This is a genomic window from Paenibacillus sp. YAE3, assembly GCF_057546105.1.
The window spans coordinates 1-18754 of sequence record NZ_BAAIYF010000023.1 but is presented as its reverse complement, the minus strand read 5'-3'; the positions used below and the strand labels follow the sequence as shown (position 1 = coordinate 18754).

General features: G+C 53.3%; 16 protein-coding genes and 1 riboswitch. Of the genes, 7 read left to right on the top strand and 9 right to left on the bottom strand.

Annotated features, from left to right (window positions below):
- Window positions 1-57: 57 nt before the first annotated feature.
- The 5 genes from AC27KL_RS27300 to AC27KL_RS27280 form a co-directional block, all read right to left on the bottom strand.
- On the bottom strand, window positions 58-1182 hold the full coding sequence (locus tag AC27KL_RS27300; protein ID WP_487171733.1) for a hypothetical protein: 1125 nt from the start codon (window positions 1180-1182) through the stop codon (window positions 58-60).
- Between the two features lie 98 nt (window positions 1183-1280).
- Window positions 1281-2639 (bottom strand): sensor histidine kinase, encoded by a 1359-nt coding sequence (locus AC27KL_RS27295; protein WP_487171732.1) that lies wholly within the window; start codon window positions 2637-2639, stop codon window positions 1281-1283.
- Window positions 2640-2653: 14 nt separating this feature from the next.
- Window positions 2654-3319 carry a response regulator transcription factor gene (locus tag AC27KL_RS27290; RefSeq protein ID WP_036714873.1) on the bottom strand — a complete coding sequence of 222 codons (666 nt, stop codon included), beginning with the start codon at window positions 3317-3319 and terminating at the stop codon, window positions 2654-2656.
- A 246-nt stretch (window positions 3320-3565) separates the two neighbouring features.
- Window positions 3566-5245, bottom strand: a complete 1680-nt coding sequence (argS, locus tag AC27KL_RS27285; RefSeq protein WP_487171731.1) for an arginine--tRNA ligase — start codon at window positions 5243-5245, stop codon at window positions 3566-3568.
- On the bottom strand, window positions 5242-5667 hold the full coding sequence (locus AC27KL_RS27280) for a YwiB family protein (RefSeq protein ID WP_339322899.1): 426 nt from the start codon (window positions 5665-5667) through the stop codon (window positions 5242-5244). The genes argS and AC27KL_RS27280 overlap by 4 nt, the downstream gene beginning before the upstream one ends.
- Before the next feature lie 289 nt (window positions 5668-5956).
- Between AC27KL_RS27280 and AC27KL_RS27275 the strand changes: the two genes are divergently transcribed.
- The gene (locus AC27KL_RS27275) at window positions 5957-6508 is read left to right on the top strand and encodes a GNAT family N-acetyltransferase (protein ID WP_339325263.1); all 552 of its coding nucleotides are present in this window, start codon (window positions 5957-5959) and stop codon (window positions 6506-6508) included.
- Window positions 6509-6539: 31 nt separating this feature from the next.
- On the opposite strand, the gene AC27KL_RS27270 is transcribed toward AC27KL_RS27275, so the two are convergent.
- The 3 genes from AC27KL_RS27270 to speE form a co-directional block, all read right to left on the bottom strand.
- The gene (locus tag AC27KL_RS27270) at window positions 6540-7730 is read right to left on the bottom strand and encodes a WD40/YVTN/BNR-like repeat-containing protein (RefSeq protein WP_487171730.1); all 1191 of its coding nucleotides are present in this window, start codon (window positions 7728-7730) and stop codon (window positions 6540-6542) included.
- A 212-nt stretch (window positions 7731-7942) separates the two neighbouring features.
- The gene (gene speB, locus AC27KL_RS27265; RefSeq protein ID WP_036714871.1) at window positions 7943-8812 is read right to left on the bottom strand and encodes an agmatinase; all 870 of its coding nucleotides are present in this window, start codon (window positions 8810-8812) and stop codon (window positions 7943-7945) included.
- Window positions 8813-8829: 17 nt separating this feature from the next.
- Complete coding sequence (gene speE, locus AC27KL_RS27260) at window positions 8830-9657, bottom strand: polyamine aminopropyltransferase (RefSeq protein WP_036714870.1); 828 nt, start codon at window positions 9655-9657, stop codon at window positions 8830-8832.
- Window positions 9658-9984: 327 nt separating this feature from the next.
- Here speE and AC27KL_RS27255 point away from each other — a divergent pair, with 327 nt between their 5' ends.
- From AC27KL_RS27255 to AC27KL_RS27245, 3 genes are all read left to right on the top strand, one after another.
- Entirely contained in the window at window positions 9985-12036 is a 2052-nt protein-coding gene (locus AC27KL_RS27255) for a transglycosylase domain-containing protein (RefSeq protein WP_487171729.1), read from the top strand.
- Between the two features lie 157 nt (window positions 12037-12193).
- On the top strand, window positions 12194-13255 hold the full coding sequence (locus tag AC27KL_RS27250) for an endonuclease/exonuclease/phosphatase family protein (protein WP_487171728.1): 1062 nt from the start codon (window positions 12194-12196) through the stop codon (window positions 13253-13255).
- Between the two features lie 15 nt (window positions 13256-13270).
- Window positions 13271-13918: a DNA-3-methyladenine glycosylase gene (locus tag AC27KL_RS27245; protein WP_487171727.1), complete on the top strand. Its 648-nt coding sequence runs from the start codon at window positions 13271-13273 to the stop codon at window positions 13916-13918.
- 115 nt (window positions 13919-14033) lie between these two features.
- Here AC27KL_RS27245 and AC27KL_RS27240 read toward each other — a convergent pair whose 3' ends face one another.
- On the bottom strand, window positions 14034-14543 hold the full coding sequence (locus AC27KL_RS27240; protein ID WP_487171726.1) for a YwhD family protein: 510 nt from the start codon (window positions 14541-14543) through the stop codon (window positions 14034-14036).
- 162 nt (window positions 14544-14705) lie between these two features.
- Between AC27KL_RS27240 and AC27KL_RS27235 the strand changes: the two genes are divergently transcribed.
- The 3 genes from AC27KL_RS27235 (at window position 14706) to AC27KL_RS27225 (ending at window position 18412) form a co-directional block, all read left to right on the top strand.
- On the top strand, window positions 14706-16697 hold the full coding sequence (locus AC27KL_RS27235) for a M1 family metallopeptidase (protein ID WP_487171725.1): 1992 nt from the start codon (window positions 14706-14708) through the stop codon (window positions 16695-16697).
- Window positions 16698-16708: 11 nt separating this feature from the next.
- The gene (locus AC27KL_RS27230; protein WP_036714736.1) at window positions 16709-17542 is read left to right on the top strand and encodes a hypothetical protein; all 834 of its coding nucleotides are present in this window, start codon (window positions 16709-16711) and stop codon (window positions 17540-17542) included.
- 259 nt (window positions 17543-17801) lie between these two features.
- Window positions 17802-17941, top strand: a riboswitch (cyclic di-AMP (ydaO/yuaA leader).
- 6 nt (window positions 17942-17947) lie between these two features.
- Window positions 17948-18412 (top strand): C40 family peptidase, encoded by a 465-nt coding sequence (locus AC27KL_RS27225; protein WP_036714738.1) that lies wholly within the window; start codon window positions 17948-17950, stop codon window positions 18410-18412.
- The last annotated feature ends 342 nt before the right edge of the window (window positions 18413-18754 follow it).

The window sequence follows — 18754 nt, the reverse complement described above, 5'->3', positions numbered from 1 at the left end:
TCCTTCGGCCCATTAACCGGGCCCAAGGACAGCCTTCCTACATTTGATCCGTCCAGATTATTTCCCCTTTGCCGCGGGTTCGTAAATCAGGCATCGCAACATTTTCTCCGGATAACGCAATTCCACGATATAGGAGCTGCCGTCCTTCATTACGATTGAAACGGCAACAACGCCGCGTTGATCATATACTTGATCTTGTATAATTGTTGATTTTTGAATGGGGCGCGCATCTCCCTGTTTTTTGACGACAATGGCTTTGGCCGCTTCAATCCAGCTTGGATCTTGTCTGATTTGCTTATTCATGGCGGATGTAATCGGGTTCCTTTTATAAACCGAATTAAAAATCGTGGTATCGTTCACTGTCCCGCTCAATGCATCAATCATGACGTAATACATCATGTAAGCACTTCCGTTGGCATCCAGCGTAAGGGCTCTATAAGGCTGAAAATGGACGATCCACTCTCCCTTTTGCTCCGGCCCAAATTTATTAAATGCCGCACTCGCTTTCATTTTGGATACATCGGCATCAAACAGCTTGCTCACGCTTTCGCGGGCCTTCTCCATTGCCTCTTCTTTTCCTATATCTTTCGCATCGGGTTGCTGCGTTTGAAGCCGCTTGGATTGAGCAAAGACAATTCGGTTGGACCAGTCCACGAATTGCAGCAGCTCCTCATCCGTCAGCTCGCGGTCAGGGTAAACCCACACATCCTTGCTGATGTCAAAATAAAAGCTTGAGATGCCCGGTTGAAGAGGCAGCCTGTTTTGGGGACGGACCCCATCGTAGACATATCGGTCTTCCAGAACTTTCCGCCGCTTTATTTCCTGGTCGCTCATTTCCCGATTTGCCGGTAGTAATGGATCCTTGCTGTTGTCGATGTAATTGTATATTTGCTGCATCTCTTCATCCGTCATCGTTCGTTCCAGCTCATCATTCACGGTCGATACCGGTACCTTCTCTTCTACATTCAGCACCGGAACCTTGCTGCTTGCCAGGGTGATCGCCGGCCTTTCTTGCGGAACTGACCCTGCAAACGGCTGCGGGGCATTAGGTTCGCTTTGCGTTAACGTTGCAATATTCGGGACAGCATAAGCGTTGAACCCAAGCAATCCGCCAGCCGCCGCGCAAAAGGCAAGCGCCGTCAATGTATTTTTTGTCTTGTTTTTCATCTGAACAACCTCCATTTATGGACCGGGCCCGGCCAATCCATACTTTAAAGCAAGGATGTTATCGAATACGGACCGTGGTTGTTATGAAGTTGTAAAATCCCCAAAAATCATGTCTATAAACATAAAAAGATGCGGACGCAAGTCCCCTCATTTTCCCGGGATTCGAGAGATAATGTCGCCTGATGCGCCTCCGCTATTTGTTTGCAGATCGATAATCCCAGTCCGGCTCCTCCATGTTCTCTCGAGCGGGCTGCATCTCCCCGGTAAAATGGTTCGAACGCCCGCTGAGCTTGCTGTTCGCTCATCCCCTTGCCAAAATCCCGAACTTCCAGCACGGCAGCCGAATGTTGTTCATAAGCCGATAAACGGATTTCGGAACCTTCCGCCGACGCATGAATAGCATTGTCGATGCAATTGACCAGAAACGACGCAAGCAGATCTGGATCTCCCCATACGCTTTCTAAGGCGTTATGCAGGACAAGCGTCATGCCGGCCTTCTCCAGGTTTTCCTGCTCCATTTGCCGGACAGATTGAAACAGCTCATCCACCGATATACGGATGCGTTCCACCGACCGGCGACGCAAAACGGACAAGTCCAGCAGCTTGAAGGCCAAATTTTTCAAACGCAGCGTCTCGCTCCAAATATAACCGCTCGCCGTGATCCGTTCCTCTTCGCTGATATGGGCCGAATTCAAATACTGCGCAAAACCCTGCATGCTTGTCAGCGGGGTGCGCAATTCATGGGCCAGATTATCAACGATCCGCTGCTTTTCCTCCGCCATGGCGGAAAGCTCCGTGACGTGCCTCTCGACCGCTTCCGCCATCCGGTTGAAATTTTGCGCAAGTTCCCCGAACTCGTCATTCCTTTTCAATGCCACGCGTTCATTATAATTCCCGCCGGCGATCGTTTGGGTCGTCTTGGACAGCTGCCGCAAAGGTTTGGTTAATTGGCGGATCAGAACATATAACAAGAAGGCAAGAATCGGACCGGCAATGACATTGACGTAAACAAAATAACGGTTCAATTCCTTTTGGCTTGCATACAATCCTTCAATATTCCGTTTATACACCAGCTTCAGCTCCTGGTACGGAGCAGGCAGCTTGCCCGAGGTTACCATTTCATGAACCTTTGGTTCTTCCGTATGTGTTTGCCCCGAACCCTGCTGCCTCCCTGCAGCTACATCGCCATCATACACAAGCCGATCCCGATCCCATAATTGCAAGAAAATATTTTGCTTCTGATAATATTCCGCATAAGAACGAGCCACGTCGAATAATACGTCCTCATTCACGGTCATGCCCCTCGACTTGATCGAGTTTAAATTGTCATAGATGTTGCTGGTGATAAATGCCTGCTCATTGGATGATCTCTGCATCTCCCTTTCCAGGTTAAGCCTCCAGCTTTTATGCATCATCATAATCACGCTGGCATCAAGGGCAACGATAAACAAAATCAGCACGATCAACAACATCTTCTGCCAAAATCTCATGGTTCACCCGGCATTTCCAGACGGTATCCAAGCTTGAAAACGGTCTTGATCCGCTCTTCCCATCCCAACTTTTTGCGCAGCTGCCGGATATGAACATCAACCGTTCGGGTTTCTCCCTCATAATCATATCCCCAGGCCAGCTCCAGCAGTTTTTCCCTGGATAGGGCAATATTTCGGTTTTGAAGCAATACGTCAAGCAGTTCAAACTCCCTTGCGGTCAATTCAACGGCACAGCCCCGTTTGTATACCTGCCGCTCCAATGGCCGGATCTCGACATCATCGATGATTATTGCCGTTTGCTCCTTGGTGCTCCGGCGCAGCACCACATGGATCCGGGCCAGCAACTCCAAAATTTCAAAGGGTTTGATGATATAATCATCCGCGCCCAGTTCAAAACCGGCGATGCGGTCAGCCAAAGAGTCTTTAGCCGTAATAAATATAACCGGAACATTGAGGTTCCGAATTTGCCTCATCAGCGAAAAGCCGTCCAATCCAGGCAGCATCACGTCCAATAAAATCAGGTCGATCTTCTCCCGTTCCAAAATAGGCGGCACTTCCATTCCGCTAAAAGCCTTAAAAAATCGATGCCCGACCAGCTTTAAATTCATCGTTATCAAGTCATTGATCGGTTTTTCATCTTCCACTACCAATATCGTCGCCACGTTCCAGTCTCCTTCTTCCCATGTTTTTCGAACGCAATCAGACGGGCGTATTTGGTCGTTATTCTACAATAAATGGTTTTTTCCTCTATATTTTTACCAATCGGGTGCCTTCGTTCGCGAAAATAAAAAAATCCCCAGGCCGCGAGCACCGGATTTCATAAAAAATCCCGGGGCCCGCAGCTAGGGGCTTTTTGTATAGCTGATAACTTCCTTCCCGGAAGATCGGTTGATCCTTTCGGCAGCTCCTTACATTTGTTCCGGCGCGCTTACGCCGACCAGCTTCAGCACGTTGGCAATGACCGTGCGGACGGCTCCCAGCAGGGCGAATCGAGCCTGCGTCTGGGCGGCGTCTTCGGTAATGACGCGCTGCGCTCTGTAATAGCTGTGGAACAGGGACGCAAGATCATACACGTAACGGATCATGCGATGCGGCGCATAGTTCGCCGCAGCGACGGCAATCTCCTCGGGGAGCTCGCCGATTTTGCGGAGCAGATCATATTCATGCTCGGTATTCAGCAGGCTGAGATCCACCTCGGCAAGCGGCAGCAGCGTAATCCCCTGCTCCTCTGCCTGACGGTAGATGCTGCAGATCCGGGCATGGGCATATTGCACGTAAAACACCGGATTTTCATTGGACGTCGAAATCGCCAGATCCATGTCAAAATCCAGATGGGAGTCCATGCTGCGCATCGTGAAGAAGTAACGGATGGCATCGACGCCGACTTCTTCCATCAGATCCTCCATCGTTACCGCTTTGCCCGTCCGTTTGGACATTTTCACTTTTTCCCCGTTTTGGAACAAGCTGACCATTTGGGCGATCAATACCGTCAGCCGTTCGGGATCGTAACCGATCGCTTCCATCGCCGCCTTCATCCGCGGAATATATCCATGATGGTCGGCTCCCCAAATGTTGATCAGGCGGTCGTACCCGCGCTCGAATTTGTTGCGGTGATAAGCGATGTCCGGCGTCAAATAGGTGTAGGTGCCGTCATTTTTCACCAATACGCGATCCTTGTCGTCGCCGTAGTCGGTCGTGCGGAGCCAAGTTGCCCCGTCCTGTTCGTACACCTGTCCCTTGGCTTTCAATTCGTTCAGGGATTCCTCGACCAGCCCTTTTTCGTAAAGGGAGGTTTCACTGAACCATTCGTCGAAATGCACCCGGAACCGGTTCAGGTCGCGTTTGATTTTGTTCAATTCCTTTTCGAGCCCGTATTTGCGGAAATACGCCGCGCGTTCTCCCGGGTCCATGGAGAGCAAGGAATCGCCTTTCTCGGCGACGAGTTCCTTGGCGAAACCTTTGATGTCTTCCCCATGGTAACCGTCCTCCGGCATCTCGGCGTCTTGGCCGAGCTCCTGCAGGTAGCGGGCTTCGATCGATTTGGACAGGTTCTCCACCTGGTTGCCCGCGTCGTTGATGTAATATTCGCGCGTCACTTCATAACCGGCAAAATCAAGCACGTTGCACAGGGCATCCCCGACGGCCGCGCCCCGCGCATGCCCCAAATGCAGGCTTCCGGTCGGATTGGCGCTGACGAACTCCACCTGGATTTTCTGGCCTTGTCCCAGCGCGATCCGGCCGTAATTTTCCCCTTGCTCATGAACCTGCCGGATCACCGGGTACAGGTAACTTTTGTTCAGCGTGAAGTTGATGAAGCCCGGTCCGGCGATGTCGGCTTTTTCAATGGAAGCTTTGTTCATGTCAAAATGCTCCAGGATCGCCTCGGCGATCTGGCGCGGGTTCTTTTTCGCGATCCGGGTCAGCTGCATCGCGGCATTCGTCGCCAAATCCCCGTGCGATTTGTCCTTCGGTACCTCGAGCGTAAACGCGGGCAGTTCCTCGCGGGTTGCGATGCCAGCCGCTACGACGGCCTCGGCGAGCGCTTCGGTCACCAGCTGGTTGATATGTTCTAATGGGTTGGTTGTCATTGCGTGTCCTCCTGTATATGCAAACTAATGTCAAAATGTCCCGTACATTCCTCATGCACGTACAAATCGTACGTCCAGGAAACCGTTCCCGAAAACCCGCGATCCCACCGGATCTCAAGCGAGTTAGTCCGTGTCGAAAGATTGAACGAGGTATACGGAGACCTATAAAAACCGGGCATCGCGGCGCCTTCCTGAAACGTTTGCTCCGATTCCACCGCGCCATGCCGGATCATTTTTATGCTGTCCCGGGCAATTTTCAGGAGGGTCCTCGTCTTCCGCCCCTTCAAATCGGCCTCCGGTTCCTCATATTTAAGATAGAGCGCCCCGCCGCGTTCAAACACTTCGGCCACCGCCTCTTGCACCACGAGGTCCCCGTCCTGCTTGCTCTGCAGGCGAATGCGCGCCCTTTTCGCTTCTTGCATCACGTTACGGCTCCATTCTGTTTCTTTCTATTGTAATACTATATCCAGTTCAGGGGCTCAATTCAACAGGCAGAAGCAATTGCGGACGACTTATCCGCGCCCGGCTTCCCTTCGTTATTATACAGCTTTCACGCCTTCCGTTCTTTCTATTCTTTCGCTTTTTTGGATCCGAGAGAAGTTGGAAGATTGATATGAAAAGGAAACAGCCTGGGCTGAGGCGAAATCATGCAGGAAAGGAATTTGAACGGTTTTGACGGCAAAACCGCAGATGAGGAGGCAAACTTTGACGATATACGAAGACGATAACTTGCGGATCCGGCCTGTTACGGAAAGGGATCTGCCGCGGCTATGGGAGCTTTCGGCCAAAGAGGAAGCCCCCGAATGGAAAAAGTGGGATGCCCCTTATTACGAGCATACCGCCATGTCTTTCGAAAAATATGCAGCCAACAAGGACAATCTCGTCCATCAGGACGACTTCTGGGCGATCGAAGTCAACGACGAACTGATCGGGACGGTCAGTTATTATTGGGAGCACAAGCCCTCTTACTGGCTGGAAATGGGGATCGTCATTTACCATCCTGCCTATTGGAGCGGGGGTTACGGCACAAGGGCGCTTGCGTTGTGGATCAGCAAATTGTTCGGCACCCTGCCGCTGGTCCGCGTTGGCTTCACCACCTGGTCGGGCAACCACCGGATGATCCGGGTCGGCGAAAAACTCGGGTTTACGATGGAGGCCAGGCTGCGGAAATGCAGGCTCTACAACGGCGTTTTTTACGATTCGATCCGGATGGGCATGCTCCGCGAGGAATGGGAAGAACGGCAGGGAAAATATAAAGGATAGGCCGCTGTCGGACCTATCCTTTCATCGTTTTTTATGGCTGCAGCGCTTCTCGAAACGCAAACTTGCGGCTCCAGGTCGCCCCTCCGTCCTGCGTGGAATAAATCGAGGCTTTGGTTGCGCTGGTGACCGCCATCCAGCCTGTTTTGGCGTTGACGAAGGAAATCCGTGCATCAAATCCGTTCACGGACGGTTTAATGTTTTTCCACGTGTTCCCGCCGTCATACGTAACGCCGATCGAGACCATGCCGCCGGCCGGGGACCCGCCCGCAAGAATCGCGGTTTCTTTGCCGTAAAGCTGCATATTGCCCGGATGCCCGCCCGGCTGGGCAGGACCGCTCGAAACGGCAGCCTTCCCGCTTCCCGGTGCAGGACCGCCGCCGGCCGTATCCTGGGCGATCACCCGCTTCCAGTGCGATCCTTGATCCGTGCTGCCGTATAGGGAATACGAGACTTGGGACATCCCGGAACCCCCATAAAGGATCGCCCATACTTGATTATCCTTGCTGTAGATTTGACCCCCTGCCGTGGACGCGGCTTTTACTTTCAGCTTCGCGGCCCAGCTGCGGCCCCCGTCCCGGGTTTGATAAATGCGGTAACCCTGTCCGGGTTCGACCGTAAGCGCATAGCCGTTTTTTGTATCGTTAAAAACGGAATAACGCGTATTTGCCGGCGTCGGAACCTTCATCCACCCGTTGCCGCCGTTATCCGTCCGATACGCGCCTGTGGCCGTATAACCGAATCCCGTCTTGGCGCTCAGGAATTGAATCCGTTCAAAATGAAGCTTGCCCGTATATACGCCCTTCCAATGGCTGCCTCCATCCGCCGTTCGAAGCAAAACGGGCGCTGGCTTCGACGGCAGCGAAGCTAAAGCCCAGCCGTGAACGTTATCCGTAAAATCGATCTGCCCAAACTGCCACGGCCCTTCGTAAATGGTCTGCCAGCGGCATCCGGCATCCGACGTGCCCAGGATAAAACCGGTGCCGGCCGCTCTTCCCGTGCTCCGGCTGAGGAACTGGATATCCGTAAAATGCAGCGGCCCCCGGCCCGCCTCCGAATGCTTCTTCTGCAGGTCCTGCAAAAGGCCATGATCCCCGCTGCCGCATGATGCCGCTGTCGGCGGAGCGGCCGCCGCGGCTCCCGGGGAAGAGCCCAAGCCCAACGGCAGCAGCAGGCATGCCGCGGCAGCAGCCAAAGCACGCTTCGTCCATGGTTTCCATCTCATGCACAACACCTCCGTATACGTTGAACTTACCCGTTAACGACCCGATTTACACGTCAACCGCAAACATTTTCAGGTTTTCCATTCATAAGAACCCAAAAGAAAAAGCATCTCCTTCAGTTCAGCCGGGGCCAACCTTGTCCTTACGGTTCCCGGCATCCTTCAGAAGATGCTTTGCATGCAGATGATGGACGAAATCCAATAAAATTGAAGCGTTATTTCACAAAACCAAGCAGCATTTCGCGAATAAGCTTGGCAGCCACGATTTGCGTCTGTTCGGAATGGTCATAGATCGGCGCCACTTCGACCAGGTCGCAGCCGACCACGTTCACGTCGGAACGGGCGATGAGATGGACGGCCTCCAGAAGCTCTTTGGAGGTGATGCCCCCCGCTTCCGCGGTACCCGTGCCTGGAGCGGCGGACGGATCCAGCACGTCGATGTCGATCGTCACGTACACCGGACGTTTGCCCATTTGAGGCAGCGCTTCTTTCAGCGGAGCGGCTACGTCAAACGGGTAGAAGTTGATGTTTTCGCGTCCGAATTTGAATTCCTCGCGCGATCCGGAGCGGATGCCGAATTGGTAAATGTTTTTGCCGCCCATCAGGGCAGCGGCCTTGCGGACCGGCGTGGAATGCGAAAGCGGCTCCCCTTCGTATTGCTCGCGCAGGTCGGCATGCGCGTCGATATGGATCAGGATCAGATCCGGATACTTCGCGTACATTTGCTCAATCACCGGCCAAGTGACGAGATGCTCGCCGCCGAGGCCGATCGGGAATTTGCCGTCATCCAGCAGCTTGCCCACGTAATCGCGGATGATGTCCAAGCTGCGCGATGCATTGCCGAAAGGCAGGAGCAAGTCGCCCGCATCGAAATAGGTCATGTCTTCGATGCTTTTGTCCAAATAAGGACTGTACTCCTCGAGGCCCACGGATGCCTGGCGGATATGGGCAGGGCCGAAGCGCGAGCCCGGACGGAAGCTGACCGTGTAATCCATCGGCATGCCGTAAATGACGGCCTTGGAGTTTTCGTAATCGTCGGAACTGAGAATAAACACGTTGCCTGAGTATGCCTGATCAAGTTTCATCGTGCTAAGGTGCCTCCTTATTTCGTCAAATCCTCCACGAATTTAGGCAGCACGAAAGCCGCTTTATGAAGACGTGGGGTGTAATATTTGGTGTCCATTTCCGGAATGTCCGCTTCGTTCACTTCGAGCGGATCGTACTTTTTGCTGCCCATCGTAAAGGTCCAGAGGCCGCTTGGGTATGTCGGGATGTTGGCCCCGTATACGCGCACGATCGGGAAAATTTCCTTGACGTCGCGGTTGACCTTTTGGATCAGGTCGGCTTTGAACCAAGGATTGTCCGTTTGGGCCACGAACATGCCGTCGTCCTTCAACGCCTCGTAGATGCCCTGGTAGAAACCGCGCTCGAACAGCGGCGCTGCCGGTCCGACGGGTTCCGTGGAATCGACCATGATGACGTCGTATTCGTTTTTGTGCTCATGAATATGCATGAAACCGTCGTTCACGTGCACTTCGACCCGGGGGTCGTCCAGCTTGCCGGCGATGGAAGGGAGGTATTTTTTCGAATACTCGATCACTTTGCCGTCGATGTCGACGAGTACCGCCTTTTCCACTTCCGGGTGTTTGATGATTTCGCGGATCACGCCGCCGTCGCCGCCGCCGACCACCAGCACGTGTTTCGGATTCGGGTGCGTGTTCAGTACGGGATGGGCCACCATTTCATGGTATACGAACTCGTCTTTTTCGGTTGTCATCACCATGCCGTCAAGCAAAAGCATATTTCCAAACTCTTCAGTCTCGACCATGGCCAGATCCTGAAAGTCGGTTTTTTCGTTAACATACGTTTGTTTGATTTTAGCTGTAATCCCAAAAGCGGGGGTTTGCTTTTCCGTAAACCACAATTCCATCGACAACTACCTTCTTTCCGCTAGAATATAGGGGACTTCGCTTCGGTTGATCCCTCGTCCGGAGCTTTCCGGTCAGGCTGAATCCCCGCTTTATTTATTGTACCAAACTATGGATGCGCAAACACATCTTTTGAATTATACGCGATGGGGGAAATGACTGTAAAGATACAGTTTTTCACACCTTTTCGGCCTGTCCGGCCCCCAGGAATGTACCCGTCATCCCCGGTTCATCTTGTCCTTTTTCCGGCCTGTTTATGAAAGGAAAATGAATATCCCCGCCCCTCCTTTCCCATAATGAATGTATATAACTGGAAGGGAAGAAACGCCATGCCGCAGCACCATCACTCCAAGCCCAGACGCAAAAGCCGGTTTGCCGCGTTGATCAAGCTGATGCTGGCCATGACTCTGGCCGTTCTTCTTGCCGTAGGCATCTTGCTTGGGTTTTTGTATCAAAAAAGCCTTCCCGTCGCCGACACCGACCGCAATTCCCGCCTCCTGGACAGCCAGGGCAATATTTTGGCCACCTTTTCGGCGAGCGGCCGGAGCTATGAGCCCGTCCCGCTCGAGCGGATATCCCCGCTCCTTGTGAAAGCGACGCTGGCCGTTGAGGACCGGAAATTTTTCGACCATATCGGGTTCGACGTCAAAGGCATGGGCCGGGCCATGCTTGTCAATTTGAAAGAAATGCAGCGGGCCCAAGGAGCGAGCACGCTGACGCAGCAGCTTGCCCGCAACCTGTATCTGTCCCATGCCAAAACGTGGACCCGAAAAATAAAAGAAGCGATGTATACCGCACAGCTGGAGATGAAATACAGCAAAAACGAAATTCTGCAAATGTATTTAAATGAAATTTATTACGGCCACGGCGCATACGGCATCGAAGCCGCTTCGCAGATGTATTTCGGCAAGCCGGCCGCCGAACTCGACCTGGCCGAAAGCGCGATGCTCGCCGGCATTCCGAAAGGTCCGACCTACTATTCGCCCTTTAAGCATATGGATCATGCCAAAATGCGGCAAAAGATCGTGCTCGGCACGATGGTGGAAACCGGCCAGATTACGCGGCAGGAGGCCGAAGAGGCCGCCGCCGAGAAGCTTCATTTGAAGCCTCAGGGGCAGCAGCAGGACCGGGTGTCCGCCCCCTTTTTCCGGGATTATATCCGGAACCTCGTCACCAGCCAGCTGGGCATCAGCGAGGAGCAGCTGGACCATGGCGGCCTGAATATCTATACGACGCTGGATCCCCATGCGCAGGCGGCAGCCGAAGAGGCAGTGGCCCGGGGCATGGATCCAAACAGCGAGCTGGAAACGGCGCTTGTAGCCATCGATCCGCGCACAGGTTACGTCAAGGCGATGGTCGGAGGAAAAAACTATAAGACAAGCCAGTTTAACCATGCGCTCTCCAAAACGCGCCAGCCGGGCTCATCCTTTAAACCGATCATGTATCTGACGGCGCTGTCTTCGAAAACGATGACCGGCCTGAGCACATTCAAAAGCGAGCCGACCCTGTTCCACTACGACAACAACCGGAAAACCTACCGGCCGAGCAACTTCGGAGAAAAGTATTTGGGCGAAATCGACATGCAGCAGGCGATCGCCGCCTCGGACAATATTTATGCCGTCAATACGCTCTTAAAGGTCGGTGCTGACAACGTCATCGATATGGCGAAAAGGCTGGGCATCGTCAGCCCGTTGAAGCCGGTTCCTTCCCTGGCGCTCGGGACTTCGCCCATCAGTCCGTTCGAGATGGCTTCCGCTTTCGCCGTCATCGGCAACGGAGGCAAACGGATGCCGCCCGTCGCCGTGCTGAAAATTACGGATGCGGCCGGGGAAGTGCTGTATCAAGCCCCAGAAACCGCGGGCGAACAGGTGGTGGAGCCAGCGGCTGCTTACGTTTTAACCCATCTGATGGAGAGCGTGTTCGAATCCGGGGGAACGGGAAGCCGCGTCTCCTCCCTGATCAAACGCCCGGTCGCCGGCAAAACGGGCACGACCGATACCGACGCCTGGATGGTCGGCTATACGCCGGAGCTGGCCACGGCCGTCTGGGTAGGTTATGACAAGGGACGAACAATCACCACGTTGGACGGCCACCGCGCAGCGCCGATATTTGCCCGGTTTACGGAAAAAGCGCTCGAAAACGTGCCGCCGAAAATATTCAGCATTCCAAGCGGCGTAGTTACCGTATACGTCGACCGGGAAACGGGAAAGCTGGCCACCGCCGATTGCCCGGACAAGAAGCTGGAGGTGTTCGTTGCGGGTACCGAGCCGACCGAATACTGCGCCGCGCACGGCGGAGATCCCGAACAGCCCGCCGCCAAAGGCGGCACGCCGGAAAAACGTTCCTGGTGGAAAACCATTAAACGCTGGCTGACGGATTAACAATGACGATAAAGGCCTCCTCTCCCGGTCTAAGGCAGTCCCGGAGAGGCGGGCCTTTTCTTCTGGATTCCCCAAGCTTCCGCATGATACAGTAGGACTGCATGGAAGAAATTTGCTCGGAAATTTCGAATAGTCTGATATATGAAGGAGTCAATAGATGGTTAGAAAAGTGTTGTGGGCATTCGGGGGCGCCGCGATTGCGATCCTTTTGTTCGCCGGCGTTTTTTTGCTGTACGTGACCGTGACGGACTACAGGCCGCGGGAAACCGAGCCGATCGTTATGGATGGCAACCCGGATCGTGTGATGAAAACCGGAGACGCTTTTACCGTCACGACCTTTAATATCGGTTACGGCGGGCTGGATCGGGATCAGGATTTCTTCATGGATGGCGGGACCGGATCGCGTTCAAGCAGCAAAAGGCAAACCGAGTTGAACTTGAGGGGCATGGGAACATTTTTGAGCGGCCTGCGTTCCGATATTATTTTTATTCAGGAAGTGGATATCGACTCTACCCGCAGCTACGGCATTAACGAGGCAGATTCCCTGAAGGTTTTTCTGCCGGGATACGGCCTCTCCTATGCCGACAATTACAAAATGCCTTGGGTTCCCGTTCCCGTCCTGCACCCGATGGGCCACGTCCGGGGCGGAATGCTGACGCTCTCCAAATTCAACAGCAGCAGCGCCGTGCGGTACCAACTGCCCGGAGAAGAAAAATGGCCCCGGCAGCAATTCGATCTGGACCGCGCCTTCATCGAAAACCGGATTCCCGTCAAAAACGGCAAAGAGCTTGTTCTGGTCAATCTTCATCTGTCCGCGTTCGATAAGGGCGGAAGCATCCGCAAACAGCAGCTTCATTATTTGAAGGCTTATATCCAGAAGGAAACGGCATTGGGGAATTATCTGATCGTCGGAGGCGACTGGAACCACTCGCTGCCCGGCACCGATCCGAAGGCGTTCAAAACGACCCAGGATTGGCCCGAGTGGCTTCAGCCGTTCCCGGAAGATTTCAAGCCGGAAGGATTCCAGTGGGCCGTGGACAACAAGGTCCCTTCGGTGCGGACGGTCGACTTTCCCTTTAAGGAAGGCTTGAATTTCCGTGCGGTCATTGACGGCTTTCTCGTGTCCCCGAACATCGAGATCCTTCATGTGGAGGGCTATGATCTCAAACATGAACACAGCGACCATAACCCGGTGAAGGCCGAGTTTGTTTTAAAATAAGGAAGGAGGCTCGCCATGCAGGAACCGAAACTGATTTCCCCTTCGCTGCTGGCGCGGACGGCGCTAGAAGCGGCCCCGCTCCTGCTCGGCCAAACGCTGGTACGGGTTACGGAGGAGGGCGAAATCCGCTGCCGCATCGTCGAGACGGAAAGCTACGGCGGAGCGGAAGACCGGGGCAGCCATGCGTTCGGCAACCGGCGTACCAACCGGACGGAGGTCATGTTTGCGGCCGGCGGGATCGCCTATGTCTATTTGATATACGGCATGTATTCCTGCCTCAATGTCGTCGTCGGGGAGATCGATGACCCGCAGGCGGTATTGATTCGCGCGGTAGAGCCGATGAGCGAAAGGGATCAAGAGCTGATGCTACGACGCCGCGGCCGGTTCTCCGGAAAAGCCGCCAATCTCAGCAATGGGCCCGGCAAGCTGTGCCGCGCGCTGCGGATCGACAGGAGCCTGAACGGATACCCGCTGGTTCAAGCGGACGGCGTTCTGCGATTGGAGTCCGGAGATGCGGCAAATGAACTTCCGATCGTCCAGTGCCCGAGGATCAACATCGATTACGCCGGGGAATATGCGCTTAAGCCTTGGCGTTTTTACATCGACGGGAATCCGTACGTATCCGTGAAAGACAAGCATCCCACGCCGTGGAGAGGGTGTTGAAGTATTGACATACGGGCTTGGAAAAAGCAAAAAGGGCCTGCCAGCTGCTTGTTGATTCAACAAGCGTCGGCAGACCCTTTTATTTGAATTGCGGCAGTAAACGGGATAGCCCCGATTAAACGTCAAGCGCCTGCTTCAGCTCTTCCGGCGATCTGTCCCACCATTCCTCGTTATGGGAGACCAGCAGATCCTTCAACAGTTTTTTCTCTTCCGCGCCCAGTTCGTCCAGCATGAATTTGCGTTTCAACGCGGCATCCATGCGATTGACGTGATCGGCAAGAATTTTCCAGCCTCTGCGCGCTTCCTCGTCGATCCACATTTCGCTGGCCGTCGCACCCGCATAATATTGCCCCGACTCGTCGCGGTCGACTGCCACCCAAACGATCCATACCTGGCGTCCATTCGGCACGTCTTCACGGTTGGTCGAAAAGCGGATACGGCGTTCCGGTTTGCTCTTCGCATGCATGGCGCCGATATCGATCATAGCCACGCCGCGGTCAATGATGACCGGAGAAATGTTGTTGAGGTCGATGGAGCCTGCGCCAAAACCGATTTTATGCTTGCTTTTGCCGCTGACGATGTTCAGGGCAATCTGCTTCTTGCCTACTTGCTCCTTGTTTTCCACGTTTCGTGTTCCTCCTATTGAAAACGCGCTGTCCCGGTTTCAGGGCAGGCGTCCTGCTTTATATGCCTCTTGGTCAAGCAACTTAATTTTATTTTAACTAATAATCGCTGGAAAGCCAACATATACATGCTTTAGATGCTTGTCAACGGGAGGTATTCGTATATGGCTCCAGCACGCGCCAAAATCGTTATTTCATCGTTCATTGCCCTCTGCCTATTGCTTGCGGGAACAGGGGCGCTCCTTCTTCGGGATGCACCGGAATCGCAGCCTTCCTATGCTCCGGATCAGGCCAAGCCTCCCAAGGTGTCCACGCCGATCGCCCAGCAGGAAAGCGTACAGAAGCCGACGGCTGAAATCCTCAGCAATCGGGTCGTGGAATACCATATCGATACGACGCTTGATGCCGAAAACCGCATCATCAAGGGAACCGAAACGCTGACCTGGATCCACCCCGGCAAAAAGACGGTGAACGAGCTGTACTTCCATTTGTACCCTAACGCCTTCTCTTCGATGGACTCCACGTTTATGAAAGAATCCGGGGGAAAGCTCCGGAATGACACGATGCCTGCGGACGGCTTCGGTTCAATGAGCATCACCGAAATGAAAACCGCCGATGGCCTTTCGCTGATGCACCGCATGCAATACGTTCAGCCCGATGACGGCAACGTCAAGGACAAGACCCTCGTGAAGGTCCGGCTTCCGAAACCGGTCAAAGGCGGCGAAAGCATTACGATCCGCATGCGTTTTGAGGTCAAACTTCCCAAAATATTCGCCCGGATGGGCACCGCGGACGATGATTTCGTCATGGCCGGGCAATGGTTCCCGAAAATCAGCGTCTATGAGCCCGAGGGGACAAGAGGTCGCAAGGCGGAAGGATGGAACCTGCATCAATATCACGGCAATTCCGAATTCTACTCCGACTTCGGCATCTACAGCGTCCGCATTCACGTGCCGGACGACTATATCGTAGCCGCCACCGGCTTTCCCGTGCAACCCGCGCAGATCCGGGGGAAAGAAAAAATTTATCAGTTTTATGCCGACGATGTCCATGATTTTGCCTGGGCCGCGTCGCCGAACTTTATCGTCGCCGAAGAGCCGTTCTCGTCTCCCGAGGTCCCGGGCGTGCGCATCAAGCTGTATTTGGACCCCGCCCATAAAGACTTGAAACAAAGATACTTTTTTGCCGCCAAAGCCGCCCTCAAATATTTCAGCAAATGGTACGGCCGGTATCCGTACTCCACCCTGTCGATCGTCGTGCCGCCGGAATCGGGGAACGGGGCCGGAGGCATGGAGTATCCGACGCTGATCACCGCCTTCGGGGCCAAAGACGACTCTCCCGGCTACGACCTGGAACGGACGGTCATCCACGAAATCGGGCACCAGTATTTTTACGGCATGCTTGCGAGCAACGAGTTCGAGGAAGCCTGGCTGGACGAAGGATTCACCTCCTATGCCGAAGATAAGCTGATGGAGCAGGAATACGGCGTCATTCCGAATTTGCCTATCCAGTCATCCTTGATCGCGTCCCCGATGTCGCTGACGCAGGAAGCATGGAAATACGGCTCGCAGGATCAATACGCCCTGAACGTCTATTACCGCGGCAAACTCCTGCTAAAGGCGATGGAACAGCAAGTCGGGAAGCAAACGATGAACAAAATTCTAGGCACCTACGCAAAAAAATACCGTTTCAAACATCCGACGACGGCAGACTTCCAAAAGGTGGTCGAGCAGGTTACCCGGCAATCCTGGCAGTCCTTTTTCGATCAATACGTTTACGGAAATCAAATGGCCGACTTCGCGGTCGATTCCATCTCCGTCCGCAAGAAGGATGCAGCTTCCGGCCCCGTCTATGAGTCGGTTGTAAAAATTTCGAAAAAAGGCGGAGATTTCCCCCAAGTCCCGGTACGCTTCACCTTCACGGACGGGCATACGCTGAACAAAGTCTGGAACGGCTCGGCGGAAAGCGCCGAATTCAAGCTGGAGTATAAGGCACCGCTCGCCTGGGCGATGGTCGATCCGGAATACACGATCGTGATCGAGAACAGGCACTTCAACAATTACTTGAAAGCGGATATGGACAAGAAGGTTCTGGTCCGCTGGAACGTAAGCATCACCAAGCTGATCGAGACGCTGCTTGGAAGTCTGTCCTGGTGAGGTGAGAACCGGTGAAATCCCATATTGCGCATGGCTGGAAAAGTCTTAAAAATCAATTTTATATCGTCATCATTCTCTTTTTGTACCAGCTGATTTGGGGCTACTTTCTGTACAGGCTGGTCCATTCGGCCGTCACTCCGCTGCTGATGCGTTATCCGGACCCCGAGCCCAATGAGCTCAGCCAGCTGCTTTATTACATCGAAGGCAAAATGAGCCTTTCCGACAGCGGCACGGTGCATATGTACATTTGGATTCTTCTTTCGATGTTTGCCCTTCGAATGCTGCTGACCCCTTTTATCCATGCCGGAATTTTTTACGGGCTGCACCGTGAACGCGAGGGCGAAGTCGGGCTGTTTTTCTTCCAAGGCATGAAGCGCCACGGAAAAACCGTCCTTCTGTTTCACTTGATCGAATGGGTTCTGCTCGCGGCCCCGGCCTACTGGGTCATACCTAAGGTATATGCGGCGCTTCTGGACGGGATGCCGCTGCAATCCATGGGCCTGTCCGTTCTTCCCTGGATTTTGGGATGGCTCCTGTACGGATATATCGTGCACCAACTGATTCTTTTCATGCAGTTCGGCAAGACCGGCGGCGGCGGCTTGTTGCCTCCCTTGTGGCACTGCCTGCGCGGCGCGTTCCCGCTCATCGGCGTTTCGCTGATCCTCGGCTCGCTCAGCCTGCTTTTGTTCAGCCTCTGTACGGGAGTTTCCTGGATGTGGGCAGGAATCATCGCGCTCATCCTCCAGCAGGGCTACCACCTCGTCAGCTGCATCATGAGATTGTGGGGCATTTCGGCCAAGTTTGACCTGTGGTACGCCCAAGCGCATCGGGGCACGGAAAAATAAATCATCAAAAAGTTAACTTTTTGTCATCACTCCAACCCCTTGATATAAGAAAAACCCCCCCTTTCAAAACAAAAAGGGCGGGGTTTTTGTCGTTTTTAGATCCCTAACGATTTGCCAAAGTCGTCATCCTCTGTTAAAATAATCCGAGTAAGCAGTTAGTAACAACTTTGTCATTTTTACTGTAACTTTTTCATATTGTGCTGTAACGATATTTTCAACGAAAATACCAATTAATCGTCATCAATAGTCACTTTCGGGTGCTTGATCAAGGCCGAATTCCTTGGCACCGGGAAGCGGGGGAACCACTTTGGGTGAATTGATCTCGCAGCATAGGGATCATAGGGGACGACCTTCAACCGAATCCTTAAGCTAACCTCGCAGGCAACATGGAAGGGGTTTATATTTTTGAAAAAGAAGTTAACAGCCGCGGCGCTTGGTTTGACGCTTATGTTCTCCATGGGAACCAGCGTATTCGCGCAATCTTCTCTGAGTCATGTCGTGAACAGCACCATCGGCGTTTCCTACAAAACCGGAGGAACGACGACCAAAGGATTTGATTGCTCCGGGTTTACGCGTTATGTATTCCAAAAATTAGGGGTTTCCATTCCGCGCCAATCCAGCGCCCAATTCAAAATCGGCACCGCCGTCTCCAAAAGCAATTTGCGTGCCGGAGATCTGGTATTCTTCAATACGAGCGGCGCAGGCGTATCCCATGTCGGAATCTACGTAGGAAACGGAAAATTTGCCCATTCGTCTTCTTCGAAAGGCGTGACCATCAGCAAGCTCAGCAACAGCTATTTCGCCAATCGCTACATTGGCGCCAAACGTGTCATGAGTACCGCTAAATACAAAGCGGCCGTCTACAACTAGAAACTCACCCATAAACATACGAAAAAGCTTACGATGCCCGCGCGGAGATTTTTGCCGAAATCCCTCGCGGGTTTCCTGTTACTTATTAGACGTTTGAAAACCTAAAAAAGTAACAACTTTCAAAAAATTTTTTTTCGAATCTTCAAACTCCGCTCATCCACGTGCCTTTAACTATGAATTACCCTTCCTTTCCGTTAAATAAACCAATTTTCTAAGTGAGCGTTTTGCAGTAATCTGAGGCCTTGAGCCGTAAGGATTTTCGGACATAAAAAAGGGACTTCACCCCAACTTGGAGAAGTTTTCAAGTGACCAAACCCAAAAACCTCAAGGATGGAGGAAGTC